We start from the raw sequence: 18,899 nt of genomic DNA on the forward strand, positions 1-18,899 counted from the left end.
TTATGCTCACTTTATTACATACATCAGATTGGCATTTGGGTCGTAGGCTTTATGGTAAGCCACGCTACGATGAATTTAAGCAGTTTTTAGACTGGCAGTTACAGACGCTGCGTGAGCAAAAAGTCGATGTGCTACTGATTGCAGGGGATATTTTTGATACCACCGCGCCCAGCAACCAAGCGCAAAATTTATATTATGATTTTTTAAGTCAAGTTTGCCATACCGATTGCCGCCATGTGATTATCGTAGCGGGCAACCATGATTCAGCCAGTTTTTTGGAGGCGCCCAAACAGCTACTCAAAGCCTTTAACATCCATATCATCGGTAGTATGACAGATACGCCGACTGATGAAGTGATTACGTTATCAGATAAATTAGGGCAACCTGAGCTCATTGTCATGGCAGTGCCCTACTTGCGTGACCGTGATGTGCGAACCGTCGGGCATGGCGAACGCCTTGATGATAAAGAACGCAAACTTGCCCAAGGCATCAAAGCCCATTATGCACAGATTGCCGATATTGCGATTGCGCAACAAGCGCAGCTCAAAGCCAAATATAAGCGTACCATTCCGATTGTGGCAACGGGGCATTTATTTACTGTGGGCGGGCAAACGATGGAAGGCGATGGGGTGCGTGATTTGTATGTCGGCTCACTCGGTAGTATCGGTGCCGAGATTTTCCACCCACAGATTGACTATGTGGCGCTTGGGCATTTGCATATCCCGCAAGTGGTTGGCGGACAACCACACATCCGTTACGCTGGCTCACCCATTGCCATGGGTTTTGGCGAAAGTCGCCAGCAAAAACAAGTGCATTTGCTGCGATTTGATGCCAAGCCTGACCTACTGTCACAGCCATTACAGACTTTAACCATTCAAAAAAAACCGCTTGTCTCTGCGCCAACCCCTGTCAAAAAACGCAAAAGTGTGAGCCATACGTCGATGGATTTATTTGCGGATGAAGAGTTGCCTGAATCATCCATGCTTGGCGCGATAAATGCAGAGGCTGAGATTGAAGTAGCTATTGACGCACAAGCGAGCTATAAAGCAGGATATGATACACCCAGTGATCATCTCAGTGGGCAACCTAATGGACAAATTATTGGGCAACCTTACAATATAGCCAAGCTTAGCGATACTACCCTCCTGCAATCACTGCCTGTTCCTGTGTTCCAACCCATACAAACGCTCAAAGGCGATTGGCAAACCATCAAAACTAGCTTACACAGCCTAAAAAATTCCCAACAATCGGTTTGGCTTGAAGTGGTGTATGACGGGGAAGAAGTCGTGGGTGATTTATCAGAAAAAATTGCAGAACTGGTTAAAGACTCTAGGCTTGAAGTACTACGCATCAAAAATCAGCAAAAACGCGATCAGGTGATGCAAAGCCAGCGCATGGATGAGTCGCTTGAAGAATTAAACCCAACACAAGTATTTGAACGCTGTCTAATTGCCCATCAAGTGCTAGAAGAGCAAAAACCCATGCTATGGTCAAAATATACTGAAGTGCTTGAAAGCTTGCAAGGGGGTCATCAATGAGAATCTTAAAGCTACGCTTTCAAAACCTTAATTCATTGCAAGGCGAATGGGAAATTGACTTTCGTCATGCCGCCTATGCTGATGAAGGTATTTTTGCCATCACAGGCTCGACAGGGGCGGGTAAAAGCACCATTTTAGATGCCATTTGTCTTGCCTTATACGGTGCGACGCCACGCTTGGGTGAGATTACCCAAAGCAAAAATGACCTCATGTCACGCCATACTGGCGAATGTTTGAGTGAAGTGATTTTTGCCACCAAAAGTGGCAGTTATCGCTGTACTTGGCTACAAAAGCGCGCCAGAAAAAACCCCGAAGGCAACTTGCAATCGCCAATGCACGAAATCGCCCCTTTTACCGATGAAGCTGCAGATTTACCACCGCTTGAAACCCAAACCAGAAAAACTAGAAAACTGGTCGCTGAATTCACCGGCATGGATTTTGACCGTTTTACCCGTGCCATGCTACTGGCGCAAGGCAGTTTTGCTGCTTTTTTGCAAGCCAATAGCGATGAGCGCTCCAATCTGCTCGAAGAAATCACCGGCACCGAAATCTATGGCGATATCTCAAAAAAAGTACATGAGTTTAAAACCCAATCAGACGCTGAACTTAAGACCCTCACCGATCGCTTATCAGGCATGACGGTGTTATCTGATGAAGAAGTACAAAGCCTAACCTCACAAAAAAACGCCCTGATTGACATCCTCAATGAAACCAAAACCGCCATGACTAAAATCGAGTCTGATAAGCTATGGCGACAAAACCTTGACGCATACACGCACCAAATCCATAAGCTTAAGCATGAAGCACGCGACCTTGCCGAGCAAGAAAGCCAATTTGCCCCACAAAAAACCCGACTACAGCGCGCACTAAAAGCCCTTGAAGTGTCGGGTGATATTAAAAAACTGGATTATCAGCGTGATTTATTGAGTGCACAGCTCAGTGAGCTTGCGGGTTACCAACACCAGCTACCCACGGCCGAACGCAATTACCAACTTGCTCAAAAAAACCAAGATGAGCGTCAAGCACAAGCCCAGCAAACCGAAACCGACTGGCAACAAGCCCAACCGTTATTAAACCAAGTGCGCAAGCTTGACACTACCCTTGGGCAAAAAAATCAGTACGCTCAAGAGATTGCACAGCAGTTGTCACAGCTTGGTGAGCAATTGGCGCATAATGCCCAAAGCATTGACAGTCAGCAGCAGCAGCTTGTTAGCCAGCAAACACAGCGTGAACAGCTTATTCAAGCGCGGCAGCAAATCCCTGAGGCAACAACCTTGCCTCAAACATTGGCCTCCCTTACCCAACTACAGGAATCTAGCCAAGCACTCAGCCAACAAGTGCAAGCATTCGCCACCGAACGGCAGCAGTTACAAGGTGAGTTTAAGCACAATGAGCAGCAAGCCTGCGCTCTAAAATCACAGCTCACGCAGTTGCAATCACAAATTTCTGAGCATCGACAAAACTTAGAAAACCAAACTAGTCACTTATATCATCTGACACAAGGGCAATCAGCGGCAGTCTTGCGCCAGCAGGTTGAAACTTATTGGCAAACCAACCAGCAGCTTGCCGCCATGCAAAGCGATGTGCAGACTTGGCAAACCAACCTACAACACTATCAACAATTTGTGCAGCAGTTAGCCGAGGGTCAAACTCAATTGGCTCAGATTGCTAGCCAACGACTAACTAGCGAGCAGCAGCAACAAGCCGCCGAGCAGACTGCCGAACTGTTAAATCGCAACTTGATTTTATTGGCAAAAATTCAAGATTTGACCGAGGAGCGCGATAAATTACGCCACGGCGAACCTTGCCCGCTGTGTGGATCAACCGCGCATCCTTTCGCCACCCATCAGCCCTACACACCTGATGATACAGAGCAACAATTAGCGATTGCCAAACAACGGCTTGATGACATCAATCACCAATTACAGCAGTTATTGCTTAAAGAACATGCACTCACAAATAACCAGCAACAGCGCAATGAGCATTTGCAGCACCTACAGGCACACAATCAACGCTTATTAAATCAATTACAGCTTGCCAGCCAACACCTTATACACGCTCAGCCTGTACAACAGGTAATTGAAGCGTTGCCGCCCTTTGCAGCCCCCAGCACCGATGACGATATAGACCGCCAAGCCCTTCAAACATTGGCGACGATAATCAAGGCTCAACAAACCAACAATCATCAATCTTTGGCAGCGCTGCAAGATTCACTGACGCAAATCGAAGCTGTACAATCCGAGCAGCAGCAAACCCAGCAGCGATTAGCAAAACTGAGCGAGCAATACCATGAGGTTTTGCAGCAACAAACCGTGCTACACAATCAGCAGCAACATCGCCAAGACAGAATCCGCGATATTGATGCCCAGCAATTGGTTATCGCCGATAAACAACATCAAATAATGCAGCGCATCGACAAGTTGCTGATGCCGTTTGCAACGCGCGACCGCACTTTTAGTTTTGCTACCACACAGGATGTGAATGCCCAATTAAATCAGCATATCGATACCCTTGCGCAACTTTTGCAGCGCTATCAAGGATTAGAAACTAAGCTTAGCCATATCAATGACACCATCACAGGGATTGAGCAAGCGCTCACCCGATTGGTGGCAGATCAGCAACATCTAACCCAAAATCAACACCAAGTCCGTCAGCGACAGCAAGCGCTGTCGCAAGAAATTAGTGACCTACAGGTGCAGCGATACGCCTTGTTTGGCGAACAAGCGGTAGACATCGTCTCTCACGCGTTAATCCAAGCAAAAAATCAGGCTTTGCAGGATTATCAAACCAGCCAAACAGCCTTTCATGAGCAGCTAAGTCAGCTGCAGATTTTGCAACAACAAATCGCATCTTTGACCACTAGCACCACCCAACTAAAAATTGCCCAGCAAAGCCTACAAGCCGATATTCAGCAGCGTTTTGCGACATTGGGTTTTATGGATGAGGCGGATTATCGCGCTGCGGTTTTGGTCGATACCGAGCGGGAACGCTTACAACAGCTTGCCAATCAACTCCATGATAGTCAGCAGCGCAATCATAACCTACTGTCTGAAGCCAAACGCATACAGCAGCAGTTACTCAATCATCCCCAAACTGCGCTGTCACTTGAACAATTGCTTGATGCGCTTGGGCAATTACAACAGCAATTTAGCGAGCAGCAAAAACAATTGGGCGCCGTTGAACAGCAGCTAGCAGCCAATGAAGCCCTCAAACAAAATCAGCAGCAACTATTAGATGCCATCAACCAACAGCGCAACCATACCGAAGAATGGAAGGTATTGCATCAATTGATTGGTTCAAGCGATGGCAAAAAATTCCGTAACTTTGCCCAAGGCTTGACCTTTAATATCATGGTTGCCCATGCCAATGAACAGCTCAAAAAAATGAGCGACCGTTATTTGCTGATAGCTGATAGCGAGCAGCCCTTGATGCTCAATGTGATGGACAATTACCAAGGCGGGCAAATCCGCACCAGTAAAAATCTATCAGGCGGTGAGAGTTTTATTATCAGCTTGTCGCTTGCATTGGGACTGTCAAATATGGCCAGTCACCGCATGCAAGTAGATTCGCTGTTTTTGGATGAAGGCTTTGGTACGCTGGATGAAGAAGCACTCGATGTAGCGCTCGACACCCTAACCAACCTACAGCAATCGGGCAAGCTAATTGGCGTGATTTCCCATATTCAGGCGCTGAAAGATAGAATCAGTAGTCAAATCCAAGTAGTGCCGCAAACAGGGGGCATCAGTAAAATTATCGGTGCCGGTATTACCAAGATTAGTTGACGCAGGCTAGCTTTGGTTAAGCTAAATTAAGTTAAAATAAGTTAAGTTAAGTTAAGTTAAGCTAATAAGTTAAGCGGCGAGGCAAACCTATCGCAACAACCGATTTATAAACCGATTCATCTTGCTGTCATGTCATGGGTTCATACTGTTTTATGTCAATGTTTACCGCTCGCTTAATCAAAATCTAAGTGCGCAGTGTTATTTATGTCAACTCATAAGGGCAACACGATGTTAACCAAACTTTCGCAGCTTTTAGCGCAAGGGCGCTTTGTCTCGCCTGTCCCTGCCGTGGTGGTGCACCCTACTACCGATATCATTTTGCAATCTTGTATTCAAGCACATCAGCACCACATCATCACCCCGATTTTGGTCGGTCCAAAACACAAAATCGAAAAAGCCGCTACTGACGCCCATTTAGATATTTCAGGCTTTATGTTGGTGGATGCTGAGCATAGCCATGACGCAGTTGAAATCGCCGCAAAAATGGTTCGTGAACAGCAAGCCGACTTTATCATCAAAGGTTCAGTGCATACCGATGAGTTAATGGGTGTTCTGGTCGATAAAACCCAAAACCTACGCACCGAGCGCCGTATGAGCCACGTGTGGTTAATGGAAAGTCCCACGTATCACAAGCTTTTGACCTTGACCGATTGTGCACTCAACGTGGTGCCAGATTTGCTGACCAAAAAAGACATTTTGCAAAACTGACCGATGAGCAACTTGAATTGGCTTTATCGCTTGAGCAGGCAATCACGATAGAAACCGATAATTAAAAGTGACAAACCTGTCAACTATTTTTAGGATGAATGGTAAGATATAACCGATTTTTATCGGTTACCGACTCTTAATGTCTAGTTGATTATATTATTACAAATATTAACATAAATAGCGATTGTTTTTTACTTTTAAGCTCCTCGCAAGGTTTAATTTAGCCATCTTTCATGATATTGTAATATCAAGCAAATAGACTATGCTTAAATCTTATCACATTCATTTTAGTCATATTTTTGATTAGAAAATGTATCGCAACTTGGTATTCTTCAATACCCTTCTTGTTTTTTCTGGTAGCCTAATGAGGTCAATTATGAACAACGATTTTATGGATAAAATGAAAGATGGTTCACGTCAAATGTACGCACCATGGTCTCGCTTCAACCAAGCGATGTTACGAAATGCGGAAAAAATGACTGACTTTTCTTTAGAAACAATGCGCCATTACTCAGAAATGGGTCTTGAGCAACTTCGCAATGTTTCTTCTGTTGACTCTCCAGAAGCGGCTTCAAGCTTCAACCAAAAACAAACTGAGCTGCTCAACCAATTGGGTCAAAAAATGTTGTCAGATGCACAGCGTTTGACTGAGCTTGGCAATGAAATCCGTAATGAAGTCATGTCAGCGATGAATGAAATCTATAGCCAAAATGCATCCAGTATGCAAGATGCGATGCAAAGCGCTGCTAGCAACGCATCAAAAACGGCAGAAGACTTTAACCGCAAAGTGAACGAAAACATGCATAAAGCGGCAAACCAAATGTCAGAAGCGGTTAAACAAACCACCCAAAACATGAACAAAGCTGCGACTAACGTGACTGCTGCGGCAACCCGCACCGCTAATGATGCACCACAAACACAAAATAGCGAAGCGGCAAAACCTGCAGCAAAAACAACCCCTGCAGCAAAATAATTAGTTTGATGCATCGTAGTCATTCTTAAGACTGTATCATTTATAAACCGCTATTTATGTGTTACCTGATAGATGAATGGCGGCTTATGAATCTATAAAAGTGGTGGATTAGACAGATGCCTAATCCACCATATTTTTAAGTAAGCGTGCGTATTCACAGCGAATTCTTATCAAGCACATCATAATAACGGGACTTATCATGGCAGACAATAAAGACACCCAATATCAAGGAGCGAACGCCCATTCCTCAAGCGACAATGCTTCAAATAGCGCTTCAAATAGCAATGATTCCAACACCCAAAGCGCAGAGAATACCAATACCAATGCTTTTGGCTACACCCCATTTGCCAATTTTCCCTTTGGTAATAATGCATTTGGTTTTGGTAGCAATCCTTTTAGCAACTTTGGAACCAACGCCTTTAATCTGCCGCAAAATCCGCTGGATTTTTTGAGCAAAACCAATCCATTTGCTCACATGGCCTCTAGTATTCCGCCTTACAATCCCGCGGTCGGTGAATTCTATAGCGAATTTTTTGGCAATATGACCAAACTGAGCCAACAAATTGCACAGCAATCGATGCGTGCCAACCAAGCGCCGCAGTACACCAATACCTCCATCATGATGGACTTAATGGATGGCTGGCGTAAAATGGGTCAAATGGTGACCAATCACCCAGGCACGATGGTTGAAGACCAATTGCAGTTGTTTAAAGACCAAATGCACTTGTGGCAAAACACACTACAACAATTTGCCGGTAAAAAAATCGACCCAGTGGCAAGTCCTGAAAAAGGCGATAAACGGTTTAATGATGAAGAATGGGAAGACAATCCTATTTTTAACTTCCTCAAACAGTATTATTTACTAACTACCCAAGCGATGATGGATGCGATTGATGGCGTTGAAGGTATTGATGAAAAAACCCGTCAACGCTTGGCTTTTTTTACCCGCCAATGGATCAATGCAGTAGCCCCAACCAACTTCTTAATGACCAACCCAGAGGTACTACGTTTGACCATCGAAAGTCGGGGGCAAAATCTCGTTCAAGGGATGAAGCAGTTGGCTGAGGACATGGGTAACAGCGCTGATACACTCAATATCCGTATGACTGACCAGAGTGCGTTTCGGGTGGGTGACAACATCGCCACCTCAAAAGGTAAAGTGGTATTTGAAAACCACATGATGCAGCTCATCCAGTATGACCCTTCAACCGAAAAAGTAAAACAACGTCCGTTGTTGATGGTGCCGCCTTGGATCAACAAATTCTACATCATGGACTTACGTGAGAACAACTCGTTTGTGCATTGGGCAGTCAACGAAGGCCATACGGTTTATGTCATCTCTTGGGCGAACCCGACGCCTGAGTACAAAAATGTTGGCATGAGCACTTACATGAAAGACGGCGTGCTTGCAGCGATGGATCAAATTGAAGCCATCACGGGTGAAAAAACCATCAATATTACAGGTTATTGTATTGGGGGTATGTTGACAGCATTGACGCTAGGCTATCTTGCCGCGACCAAGCAAGAAAGCCGCATTGCCAGTGCGACACTTTGGGCGACTATTATTGACTTCTCAGATCCAGGTGATATCGGCGTCTTTATCGATGACAAAATCGTTGCGGCGATTGACAAGCAGAACGCTGACAAAGGCGTGTTTGATGGGCGAATGATGGGCGTGTCATTTAGCCTACTCCGTGAGAACAGCCTATACTGGAACTACTACGTACAAAACTACCTAAAAGGCGAGCGGCCCGTACCTTTTGACTTGTTATACTGGAATTCAGACTGTACCAACGTGACTGCTGCCCTGCACCATTTTTTACTGCGTGAGTTCTATATCAACAACTTGCTGCGTAAACCGGGTGGGGTTGAAATTGACGGCGTGAAAATTGACTTATCAAAAGTTAAAACTCCCGTGTTTATGGTCGCAACCTTGCAAGACCATATCGCAAAATGGAAAAGCTGTTACGCAGGCACGCAAGTATTTGGCGGTGAAAAAGTATTTGTGTTGGGGGAATCGGGTCATATTGCGGGTATCATGAACCCCCCAGGTAGTAAATATGGTTACTACACCAACGACAACTACCCTGCGGACGCTGACCAATGGTACAAAGACGCCACCTATGTTAAAGACACATGGTGGACAAGATGGCATGACTGGATCAAACCATTTGAGGGCAACGAAATCAATGCCCGTATTGTCGGTCAAAATAGCCAAGGTAAAGAAATCCCAACTTATGGCGATGCCCCAGGTAGCTATGTCACGGTCAAAGCGACTGAAGCCTTAACCGGTCATAACTTTGCAGAAGCTTACCGTTCACAATTACCACCCGTATAATATATCGTTATCACACAACATCCCGTAATTGCCTAGCCTGTCACGGGATTTTTATAAAATAGCCAAATCGCCCATCATCTACATAGATTTGCTAGTCAAAAGTTGTGATATTGAGTAGAATTAACACCATATTCTGCGCATAATAGCGATTGGAAACACTTTGAATAGAGCGCCTATGTCGATTGAACCAGTACAAAATGACCTATCACTCAGTAAGCTAGACCGCAATATTGTCTTCTTTGATCGGGCGATTCGCTCGTTTATTCCAAACAGCAATCTTAGCACCCGTCCTTTGCCTGTCTCTAGCCCCGATGTGCCAAAACTGTCCGTGGAAGAAGCGCGTCATGTCGCAGGTCTCATGCGTATCAATCACACGGGCGAAGTGTGCGCGCAAGGACTGTATCATGGTCAAGCATTTACCGCTAAGCAAGCAACAGTGAAAAAAGCCATGCACCAATCTGCGCTAGAGGAGATTGACCACTTGGTGTGGTGTGAGACGCGGTTAAATGAATTGGGTAGCCATCCCAGTATTTTTAGTCCGCTTTGGTATGGGCTATCGTTTGGCATGGGTGCGGTAGCAGGATTGATTTCTGATGAGTTTAGTCTGGGGTTTGTCGCAGAGACAGAAACCCAAGTCAGCGAGCATTTGCACAGCCATCTTGGTAAGCTGCCTGCACAAGATAAACGCAGTGCTGAGATTTTAAGCCAAATGGATAAAGAAGAATTACATCACCGTGATAAAGCAGTCGAATCAGGCGCCAGCCCATTGCCACTACCCATCAAAACTACGATGCGTTTTTTGGCTAACTGCATGAAAACGGTGGCGTATCATATTTAACCAAGCATCTTTAACTAAGCGTGTTTAACCGAACGTGTTTAAATGAGCATGACTGACAGCCTCAATCGTTGGCTGGCGTGTTTATTGCTATAACCTTGCTTAATCGCGCTGTTTTCGCGTAAAAATATAACAATAACTTTATTTTTTTTTGATAGTATTTTTACATTATTGCTTTACATTGTTGCTATGGGATAAGCTGACTGATTTTTGCAATCCATCCCACCCAATTTTTTAAGGAAATTTCAATGACTCACATGGTAAAACCCCTAGCCTATACCCCCCTAACCTACACCTTAGCTATTTTGATGGCAACCAATGCCACTGTAGCGATGGCTGCAACGGCAACCGCAAAAACAACGACCAAGACGACCACCACCAAAACCACCACGGCAAAACCCGCTACCCAGACAACAGCCACTAAAAAAACCACGGTGACCAAAGCCAAAACTACCAACAAATCAACCGAGAAATCTGCTGATACGGTCAGCAATAGCGTGAAGGATACTACCCCGCAAATGACACCCCCGTCAGCCACCTCAAATACAGGTTCAATGATAGTGCCTGTCTTGACCGCCCCCACGGTTGCCAACGTGATGTATCCATCTACCAACAGCGTACAATTGGTAGGCACGGATATTTCAGCGCAAAATCTTGCCAATATCCCACTGCCAACTTTAACGCTTAGTAATATCTCAACAGTAAAAACCGTTTTGATTCCACGAACCACGGATAATAGTACACAGTTAGATGTCAGCGTGTTAGACGATTTTATTACTTATGCTACCCCAATGGCACGCCACTATCCCCCTGTTTTTTCGAGCCGTACTGAGCGCTACAACACCACTGAGCGACTCAAATCATTGACCGCATGGATTGAGACCTACGCACAAAATCCAAATGCCTCTTATGAGGTGCTACTGCGTGCAGCAAAACTCAATGCGATGGGTCGCAATCTGGATTTAGGTTCTGATTATGCCGTGCGTGCAGGCAATTATATCGCCCGTGCCGTGCGGCTCAATGACACGGCAGAAGCCAACTTCTTATATGGCGCAATGCTCGCTGAGGGTGGCGGTTTTAAAGAAGGTGCCAAATACTTAGAAAAAGCCGAAAAAATGGGCTATCTAGAAGCTACGCAAAGTTTGGCGCAAGCAGATTTATTGGATGACAAAAAAGACCGCGCCATTCAACGGTTAACGGAATTTAAAGCCAAAAACCCAGACAATCCATATATCGATGAGCAATTACGCATCGTCAATAGCGGTAAATACTACATTTGGGATATCCCTGCAAAAGTCGTTCAATAATTTTTTGCGTTCATACCCTAGCCGTGGTTTAATATCACTGCTAAGTCACCATGCTAATTCACCATTATAGTTGAATTTTACCATGGTGATTTTTTTCAGCCTATCATTCAGTGATAGGCAGATTTTTTGCGCTACATTTTTTTGTGCTATCTATCGTTGCTCTATTCTTTTTTGCGCTATTTTAGCCGAGTAAATCATCATGCCGCTAACAAACCAATCTACTAGATTTTGTCAAAAGTCTCTCATCACGGCGACGACATTGGTTACTATCATCACCCTTACTGGCTGCGCCACCACCAAAATCGGTAGCCGCGATACTGCAAGAGCCATCATGGATCAGCGCGTCAGCGTGTTATCAGGCAGCCGCTTGAGTTCTGACACCAAAAGCCGTTTAGTGCAGGCAGGTTTAGATGAAGAAAAATGCTTGGCAAATATGCCTGCCTGTGTAGTGACGCTCAAGCAAGCGGATCTTAATTCCGATAAAGGGATTTATGGCGCAATTAGTGAGCTGTTTTACGCCTCTGCCCAGCAGCGCCAGCAAGCCAAAACTTGTACCAATCCGCCAAAAGATTTGGCCACAGACTATGCCAAAAATTTGGTTGGCAAGACCGACATTGTAGCGCCCAAACCCGATGAAATTTCTTGTACTATCGCCTTTCAAGACGATATGCTGCAATCGATTCGGTTTTCTTACATTTATTTGATGTATGATATCCTCAATCCAACCGTCGTCAATCAACAACCGTCACAATTGTATTATCTGCCAAAACAACGCGATACCCAAATTCAGGACTTGTATTACGCTGCCATCGATGCGTTAGGTGATCGCTTGTATCATCAAAAAATGGCAGAAAATTATCAAATCACTCGCAACAACCTGCGTGTCAGTATCAATGGACAGCCGTTTACTGACAAATCGGCATCGATGAAGTTGATTTCAAGCTACCAGATTAATTTATCAAAATTTAATACCATCAGTCGCCGCGATGGCTTTGGTATCAATTATGTGGCGCTACTCAATAGTCGCATCAATAGGGCGGTGATTATTGACTTGTTGCAACACTATGCCAATGATACACCGTTAGAAGAACGTATCCACCAATCAGGGCATTTGCCTATGACCGCGGTGTTGGTGCCCAAAGGCAATAGCATTGATGAGTTGCAAAAAACCACCGATTTTTCGCTTAATATTTATAATCCCTATCAGTTTAAAAGTGTCTCTATTCTCAACAAAGATTTTGCGCTATCGGCGAATTTTTCGGCAGCCTACGGCTTGTGGTCACAGGACAATCGCCTAGGCAATATCAGTTATTTTAGTATGTTTTCCTCGCCGTATCAGCAAACCCAGCCGCATTTATTTATGCTTGAGCCTTACAATCCTAATAAACGCGTGATTATCATGATGCATGGGTTGGCATCGAGTCCTGAAACTTGGATTGGACTGACCAATGACATTTTTAATGACCCAAAACTTCGCGAAAACTTCCAAGTTTGGCAGATTTTTTATCCCACCAATATCCCGATGCTAGAAAACCGCCACCAAATTTATGACTTGATTGAACGCACTTTTAAAATTGTCGATCCTAAGCAGCAGGACGTTGCCAGTCAACATGCGGTGCTGATTGGTCATAGTATGGGTGGGGTGATTGGGCGTTTGTTGGTATCAAATGATGACTTAACGCCCAAAGTCGAATCGCTGGTTGCCAATTACTCACAGATGAATAATTTTTCAGCAGGCTACGCGGCATTTGTCCGTCATGCGCAAAATAAAACGCTCAGTGACCGCTTCAAACTTCAAGCCCTGCCGCAAGTCGATCGCGCGATTTTTATCTCTTCGCCATTTCGCGGTACCGATTATGCCGATCGCTGGTTTACTCGCAGTTTGCGCCGTATCATCTCACTACCGGCAGGATTTATCCACACCGTGTATGACAATTTAAATTCGCTATTTACTGAAGGCGTGGTTTCAAGCAATCCGCTGGCACAGCTATTTTTGGAAAATGGCGCCAGCCAGTTGAGCAGCCGCTCTTACTTTAACCAATTAACGGCAGATGTCACCATCGCGCCCAATGTTGCGGTCAATAACATCATCGCCACTGATGATAAAGATTTGTCCAATGCGCTCGAACAGCTTACCGCTAAGGCAGCCAATAGCACTACTGATGATGTATCGGCATCCATAACATCTTCGAAAAATAACAATACGACGTCGAGCGTTAGACCCGCCACAGAGACCAAGCTGTATAACACCACGAGTCTGGCGCAAGCCAAACAAAGCCTAGATGAGAAAAAGCAACTCTTAGAATCGGTGAAATATGGCGCAACCGACCGTGTCTCTGATGGTATTGTGCCGTACAACAGCTCGCATTTAGAAGGCGTGGAATCTGAAAAAGTGCTTACCGGTCGTCACAATGTTCATACCAGCCCGCAGGCGATTTTGGAGTTACGTCGCATCCTGCATCAACATCTCGCTCGCTATGGCGTCACCCCGCCGCCTGACAGACAACCTTAGCGGCTATCAGCATCAATAAAAAAGCGAATAGCCTTCACTATTCGCTTTTTATTACACTGTTTTTTATTCAACTGTTTATTGCTACTAATTATTGATACTACTGACAGTCCAACCATTAAACTTTAGCAAAATACTTGGTCAACACTTCAAGACAGCGCGTCACCTTCGCAGGTTGTTGTTCATGTCTGGGTGTTACTGCATACAGCATATAACTTGGTAACTGGTAACCTGGCAATACTTCCACTAAATCGCCATTTGCCAATTCTTTTTGGATATCTAGTGACATGATACGGGCAACGCCATGTCCTTCTTTGGCAAGGGTCGTGGCAAGCATAATGTTGTTGGTTTGAATACGCGTTGGCATACGCACGCGTGATTTTTTACCTGTTTCCACATTCACCATATCGACTTGATTGGGATCTTTGATAAGGCTAATACCAATCATATTGAGTTTGGCCAAATCTTTTGGTTCGGTCAATTTTTCATTTTGACGTAAAAAATGCGGTGAAGCCACCAGCAGCTGACGTATCTCGGTTAAAGGAAACGCCGATAAACTACTGTCATTAAGGTTTGGTGACATCCGAAGGGCGATATCGATACGCTCTTCAATCAAGTCAACATACTGATTATCCGCTTCAAAATGGATGGTTAAATCATCATGCGCCGAAATCCAAGTCGACAGCGCCGGTAAAATATGATTCACACCCAATTCTGGCGTGGTCGCAATGCGTAAGTTCCCTGCTAACTCATCGCGTAATTGATTGACACGGATACGACCTTGTTCGGCTGCCGCAACCACATCTTTGGCACTCTCATAAAAACTAGTACCTGCTTCTGTTAAGCTTAACTTACGAGTTGAGCGATGCAATAACACCACACCCATATCGTTTTCTAACGAGCGGATTTGTTGACTAACCGCACTTGTTGTTATGCCCAGTTCTTTTGCAGCACCACTAAATGAACCATGACGTACAACACTTGCAAAAACCGCCATGCCTCTTAAATTATCAAGCATATTTCACCCAATTTTATCACTTAATCAAAGTCACTTTTAAAAGCTGATGTATTATACGTTATTAGCAAGATAAATTAAACGACATCGGAATTTATTAACTAAAATTATTAATATTTTTTCAACTATTTAATATTGTATTTTATTGATTTCCTTAACAAATATTGGTTCTCTTCAATTATTCGTCTGTTAAAAAAGTAAAAACTAGAATTTATATAAATTAAATTCAGTTATTGAATTAACTTAACAGAGCTAATCGAGGCGTTTTGCTGCAACAGTGCCTGCGTAACTGCTTGTTGTTCAAGCTGATGAGTAGCTTGTTGTAACGCTAGTTTTTCGCGGGCTTCTTGTAGCGCTTCTGGTTTCAATTTCTCTAGCGCTTGAAAATTGTTGGTCGACTCCGCCAAACGAATATCAATTCCCTCAAAAAGCTGTCGAAGTTTTTGGCAAAAATTATCAAAAGTTGCGGTATGGGTCAAAAAGCTTTGTTCAGTGACAAATTGGCTAACCCCATGAATCTCGCCCGTCATAACCCCGCGTTTGGCAAGCACTAATTCATCATCATCGAGCCAGCCTTGCTCACGGGCATTAAACACCCAATAATCCCATTTGGCAGGCGTCCACTCGCCCTCAAGCGGTACATCAGTGGGTTTTAGCAACGCCAGTGGCGATATATCAGCAATATCACTACCATCTACCCCCCTCGTATGTTGGGTATTATCAGCATTAACATTAACATTGGTAGCTACGGCGATTGGCGGTGGCTCATTTTTTTTTATCGGGTTGCTATCTTCCGTAACCATAGCAGGTGCGGTAACAATACCATGCACGCTAGTTCCATGATGACTGACACTGGATTGCAAGTCAGATAAGCGATTGGCATCGTCTTCTAGGGTGGGCGTTTGCTGTGTGGTGGTATTGAACGCGGCTTCATCGATAGCTATTAAATGGCTATTATTAAATGCCTGTTGTTCAGTGCCTTGTTGAATGCTTTCTTCAATGATTTGTTGAATGCTATCAACGTTTGACGCAGATTTGAGCAGATTGTCATCCGATAAGTTGTTATCACTCTGCTCCGAAGTTAGTTGTAAGCTATCTTCAGCCAGCACTGAAGACTTTGCGCCTTGTATGGCTTCGCTAGGCGTTGTGTCGACAATTTTAAAATCAGGGCTTTGAGAATCAAGACTTTGAGACTCAGGATTATTAGCGATTGGCGGGCGAAGCGGGATTTGATTACGACGAAGCGGCTTGAACGCCATCAAGCGGAGCAAACACATCTCTAGCGCTTGCATCGGCGTATTGGCTAATGCCAAGTTTTCACGGCTTTTTACCACAATGTCATAATATAGTTGTAATAGCTCTGCGGGTAACTGCTGAGCCAGTTGTTGCAATTGCTCGCTTTGCTGGCGATTGATTTGCAAATCAAAATTTGGCAAGGCCTGCAAAATGGCCAATTGATGTAGCGTCTCAGCCAACCTGTCAAATACGGCTTTGGCATCCACCACCTGCTCACGCAGAAGCTGAATAGCCTGCGTCAGCTGTTGGGTATTTTGCTGATAAATATTAGCAAGGATAGCGATGACATCGGCTTGGTCAATTAAACCAAGCATCTGGCGAATCACTTCATCTGTGACATTGCCATTGCCAAACGCAATGGCTTGATCTGTCAGTGACAATGCATCGCGCACGGAGCCTTTGGCACTGCTCGATAGCTGCCATAAGGCATCAGGCTCGTAGCTAATTTGCTCTTTGTTCAGAATCGTACCAAGATATTGAGCTAACGCCACTTGCGGCAAAGGTCTAAGGACAAATTGCAGACAACGGGAGATGATGGTAATGGGCAGTTTTTGTGGGTCTGTGGTCGCAAGCAGAAACTTCACATGCGCTGGCGGCTCTTCGAGGGTTTTGAGTAGCGCATTAAAACTATGCGTCGATAGCATATGCACTTCATCAATTAGATAGACTTTGTAGCGACCTTGCGTTGGTGCATAGGGTACGTTGTCGAGTAATTCACGGGTATCTTCAACTTTGGTACGTGATGCCGCATCAATCTCAATCAAATCAATAAAGCGACCACTATCGATGGATTGGCATACACCACATACGCCACAAGGCTCGCTTGTCACCCCTGTCTCACAGTTAAGGCATTTTGCCAAAATACGCGCAATGGTAGTTTTGCCGACGCCGCGCGTACCCGTAAATAGATAAGCATGATGCAAGCGCTGGTTATGGATGGCATTGATTAATGCTTTGGACACATGTTCTTGTCCCAGCAGCTCATGGAAGTTTTTTGGACGATATTTGCGTGCTAGGACTTGATACATGGTTATGGATACATGACAACAAAAACGTTAAAAAAAGAAATAACCTTAACCCACTCGTAGTAAAACTAAACCGCTGGGCTATTGGCTTCAATTAGAGGCTGTAATTCACCGTCTTGGAACATTTGATAGATAATATCACTGCCGCCAATCAGCTCACCTGCCACCCATAATTGTGGGAAAGTTGGCCAGTTAGCAATTTGTGGCAAAGTTGCACGGATTTCTGGGTTTTCAAGAATATTGACAAACGCAAATGGGCGGCCAATTTGGGTTAGCACATCCACCGCACGCGCAGAAAAACCGCATTGTGGAAACTGTGGCGTGCCTTTCATGTAAAGCAATACGCTGTGTTGAGCGATTTGGTCACGGATGGTTTGTTCGATGTCAGTTTGGTTCATATCAGTCATATGAAATTCCTTTATCAAGCCCTTTAAAGTAGAGCGCTATCTTCGCAGCTAGAATTTGACTCACTAATAATGAGTGCAGGGTTGCTATTATACGCTATAATGGTTATTGAAAGTAAACATTCAAGATGCCCACCCCAAAAAAGTCAGCAGCAAAATCACCCGCAAATTCCATTAATTTGATGAAGTCACTTGTTCAAGCAACACCACACAGCTTACCATGATCCCTTCTTGACGACCGGTAAACCCAAGCTTTTCAGTCGTGGTGGCTTTGACGCTGATTTGGTCAATCGCGCAGCCCATGACACCGGCAATACGCGATTGAATCTCGTTACGATAAGGCAATAGTTTTGGACGCTCCGCCATGATAGTGATGTCGGCATTAATAAGCGCAAAGCCTTTTGATTGGATAAACTGGTACACTTGGTTTAGCAAAATGGTCGAATCTATATTGCGAAAACGCTCATCGGTATCTGGGAAAAACTGCCCAATATCGCCAAGTGCCAATGCACCAAGCAACGCATCACACAACGCATGTAGCACCACATCGCCATCAGAATGCGCAAGCAAACTGTGGGTATGGGGAATTTGTACCCCGCCTAATGTTATGAATTGGTTTTCTGTGCCGTCATTAACAAAGGCATGGACGTCAATGCCCTGACCGATTCTTATCATGGTTAATCCTATTTTTTATCTTGCTGTCGTGATTTTGGGGAGCTATTGTGTGTGGTTTAGCCGTGTCTATTCTAACAGTGACTGTTTTAATGGGCTCTATTTTAACGGTTAAAGCATGATTTACAAGTAGTTAGGATGCCTTAAATAAAAGCTTTGAATAACAGCTTAGAATAAAAACTTTGGATAACGATTTTGAATAGCATTCGAATAACGACTTTGAATAAAAACTTGGCATAACCAGCTACTATCACTGCTTGAATTAAAAATTGGGTGTCAAACGAGATTTGCCGTATAACGTCTAAAAAAATTGATAAATCCTAGTAAATTGCTATGGTATTTTATTATATAACGTTATATAATATAAAAATAAACCCATCAAGTGGGGAACTTGATGGGAGTGGGTAATGCACTACTTGTTGTTATTTTTATTGTTGCTTTCTTCTTCTTTGTTTTACTGATGTTAGCCATAACGCCAAATTATGGCTTTTTTTATT

The 18,899-nt window shown here is 44.3% G+C and carries 12 protein-coding genes; 8 read left to right on the plus strand and 4 right to left on the minus strand.

Going from position 1 to position 18,899, the window contains the following annotated elements:
* Positions 1-2 precede the first annotated feature (2 nt).
* From ACAM37_RS07685 to ACAM37_RS07720, 8 genes are all read left to right on the plus strand, one after another.
* The gene (locus ACAM37_RS07685; protein WP_369625914.1) at positions 3-1,538 is read left to right on the plus strand and encodes an exonuclease SbcCD subunit D C-terminal domain-containing protein; all 1,536 of its coding nucleotides are present in this window, start codon (positions 3-5) and stop codon (positions 1,536-1,538) included.
* Positions 1,535-5,320, plus strand: a complete 3,786-nt coding sequence (locus ACAM37_RS07690; RefSeq protein ID WP_369625915.1) for an AAA family ATPase — start codon at positions 1,535-1,537, stop codon at positions 5,318-5,320. Before ACAM37_RS07685 ends, ACAM37_RS07690 begins: the two co-directional genes overlap by 4 nt.
* 228 nt (positions 5,321-5,548) lie before the next feature.
* A complete protein-coding gene (locus ACAM37_RS07695) occupies positions 5,549-6,028 on the plus strand; it encodes a phosphate acyltransferase (RefSeq protein WP_219620355.1) in 480 nt (159 codons plus the stop codon).
* 376 nt (positions 6,029-6,404) lie between these two features.
* Positions 6,405-7,001, plus strand: a complete 597-nt coding sequence (locus ACAM37_RS07700; protein ID WP_157819359.1) for a phasin family protein — start codon at positions 6,405-6,407, stop codon at positions 6,999-7,001.
* Between the two features lie 199 nt (positions 7,002-7,200).
* Positions 7,201-9,339 carry a class I poly(R)-hydroxyalkanoic acid synthase gene (gene phaC, locus ACAM37_RS07705; protein ID WP_369625916.1) on the plus strand — a complete coding sequence of 713 codons (2,139 nt, stop codon included), beginning with the start codon at positions 7,201-7,203 and terminating at the stop codon, positions 9,337-9,339.
* Between the two features lie 175 nt (positions 9,340-9,514).
* Positions 9,515-10,177 carry a 2-polyprenyl-3-methyl-6-methoxy-1,4-benzoquinone monooxygenase gene (gene coq7 / locus ACAM37_RS07710; RefSeq protein WP_203171516.1) on the plus strand — a complete coding sequence of 221 codons (663 nt, stop codon included), beginning with the start codon at positions 9,515-9,517 and terminating at the stop codon, positions 10,175-10,177.
* Between the two features lie 245 nt (positions 10,178-10,422).
* Positions 10,423-11,481, plus strand: a complete 1,059-nt coding sequence (locus ACAM37_RS07715; RefSeq protein ID WP_369625917.1) for a tetratricopeptide repeat protein — start codon at positions 10,423-10,425, stop codon at positions 11,479-11,481.
* Positions 11,482-11,680: 199 nt separating this feature from the next.
* Positions 11,681-13,993: a lipase family alpha/beta hydrolase gene (locus ACAM37_RS07720; RefSeq protein WP_369625918.1), complete on the plus strand. Its 2,313-nt coding sequence runs from the start codon at positions 11,681-11,683 to the stop codon at positions 13,991-13,993.
* A 115-nt stretch (positions 13,994-14,108) separates the two neighbouring features.
* On the opposite strand, the gene ACAM37_RS07725 is transcribed toward ACAM37_RS07720, so the two are convergent.
* The 4 genes from ACAM37_RS07725 to ispF all read right to left on the minus strand — a co-directional run bounded on the left by ACAM37_RS07725 (position 14,109) and on the right by ispF (position 18,405).
* A complete protein-coding gene (locus ACAM37_RS07725; protein WP_219300079.1) occupies positions 14,109-15,008 on the minus strand; it encodes a LysR family transcriptional regulator in 900 nt (299 codons plus the stop codon).
* Between the two features lie 227 nt (positions 15,009-15,235).
* Positions 15,236-17,329 carry a DNA polymerase III subunit gamma/tau gene (gene dnaX, locus ACAM37_RS07730; RefSeq protein WP_369625919.1) on the minus strand — a complete coding sequence of 698 codons (2,094 nt, stop codon included), beginning with the start codon at positions 17,327-17,329 and terminating at the stop codon, positions 15,236-15,238.
* A gap of 65 nt (positions 17,330-17,394) precedes the next feature.
* On the minus strand, positions 17,395-17,733 hold the full coding sequence (gene grxD, locus ACAM37_RS07735; protein ID WP_007116440.1) for a Grx4 family monothiol glutaredoxin: 339 nt from the start codon (positions 17,731-17,733) through the stop codon (positions 17,395-17,397).
* 171 nt (positions 17,734-17,904) lie between these two features.
* Positions 17,905-18,405: a 2-C-methyl-D-erythritol 2,4-cyclodiphosphate synthase gene (gene ispF, locus ACAM37_RS07740; protein ID WP_065253686.1), complete on the minus strand. Its 501-nt coding sequence runs from the start codon at positions 18,403-18,405 to the stop codon at positions 17,905-17,907.
* Positions 18,406-18,899: the final 494 nt, after the last annotated feature.

The sequence above is a fragment of the Moraxella sp. K23 genome (assembly GCF_041154765.1).
GTDB classification, from domain to species: Bacteria; Pseudomonadota; Gammaproteobacteria; order Pseudomonadales; family Moraxellaceae; genus Faucicola; species Faucicola tetraodonis.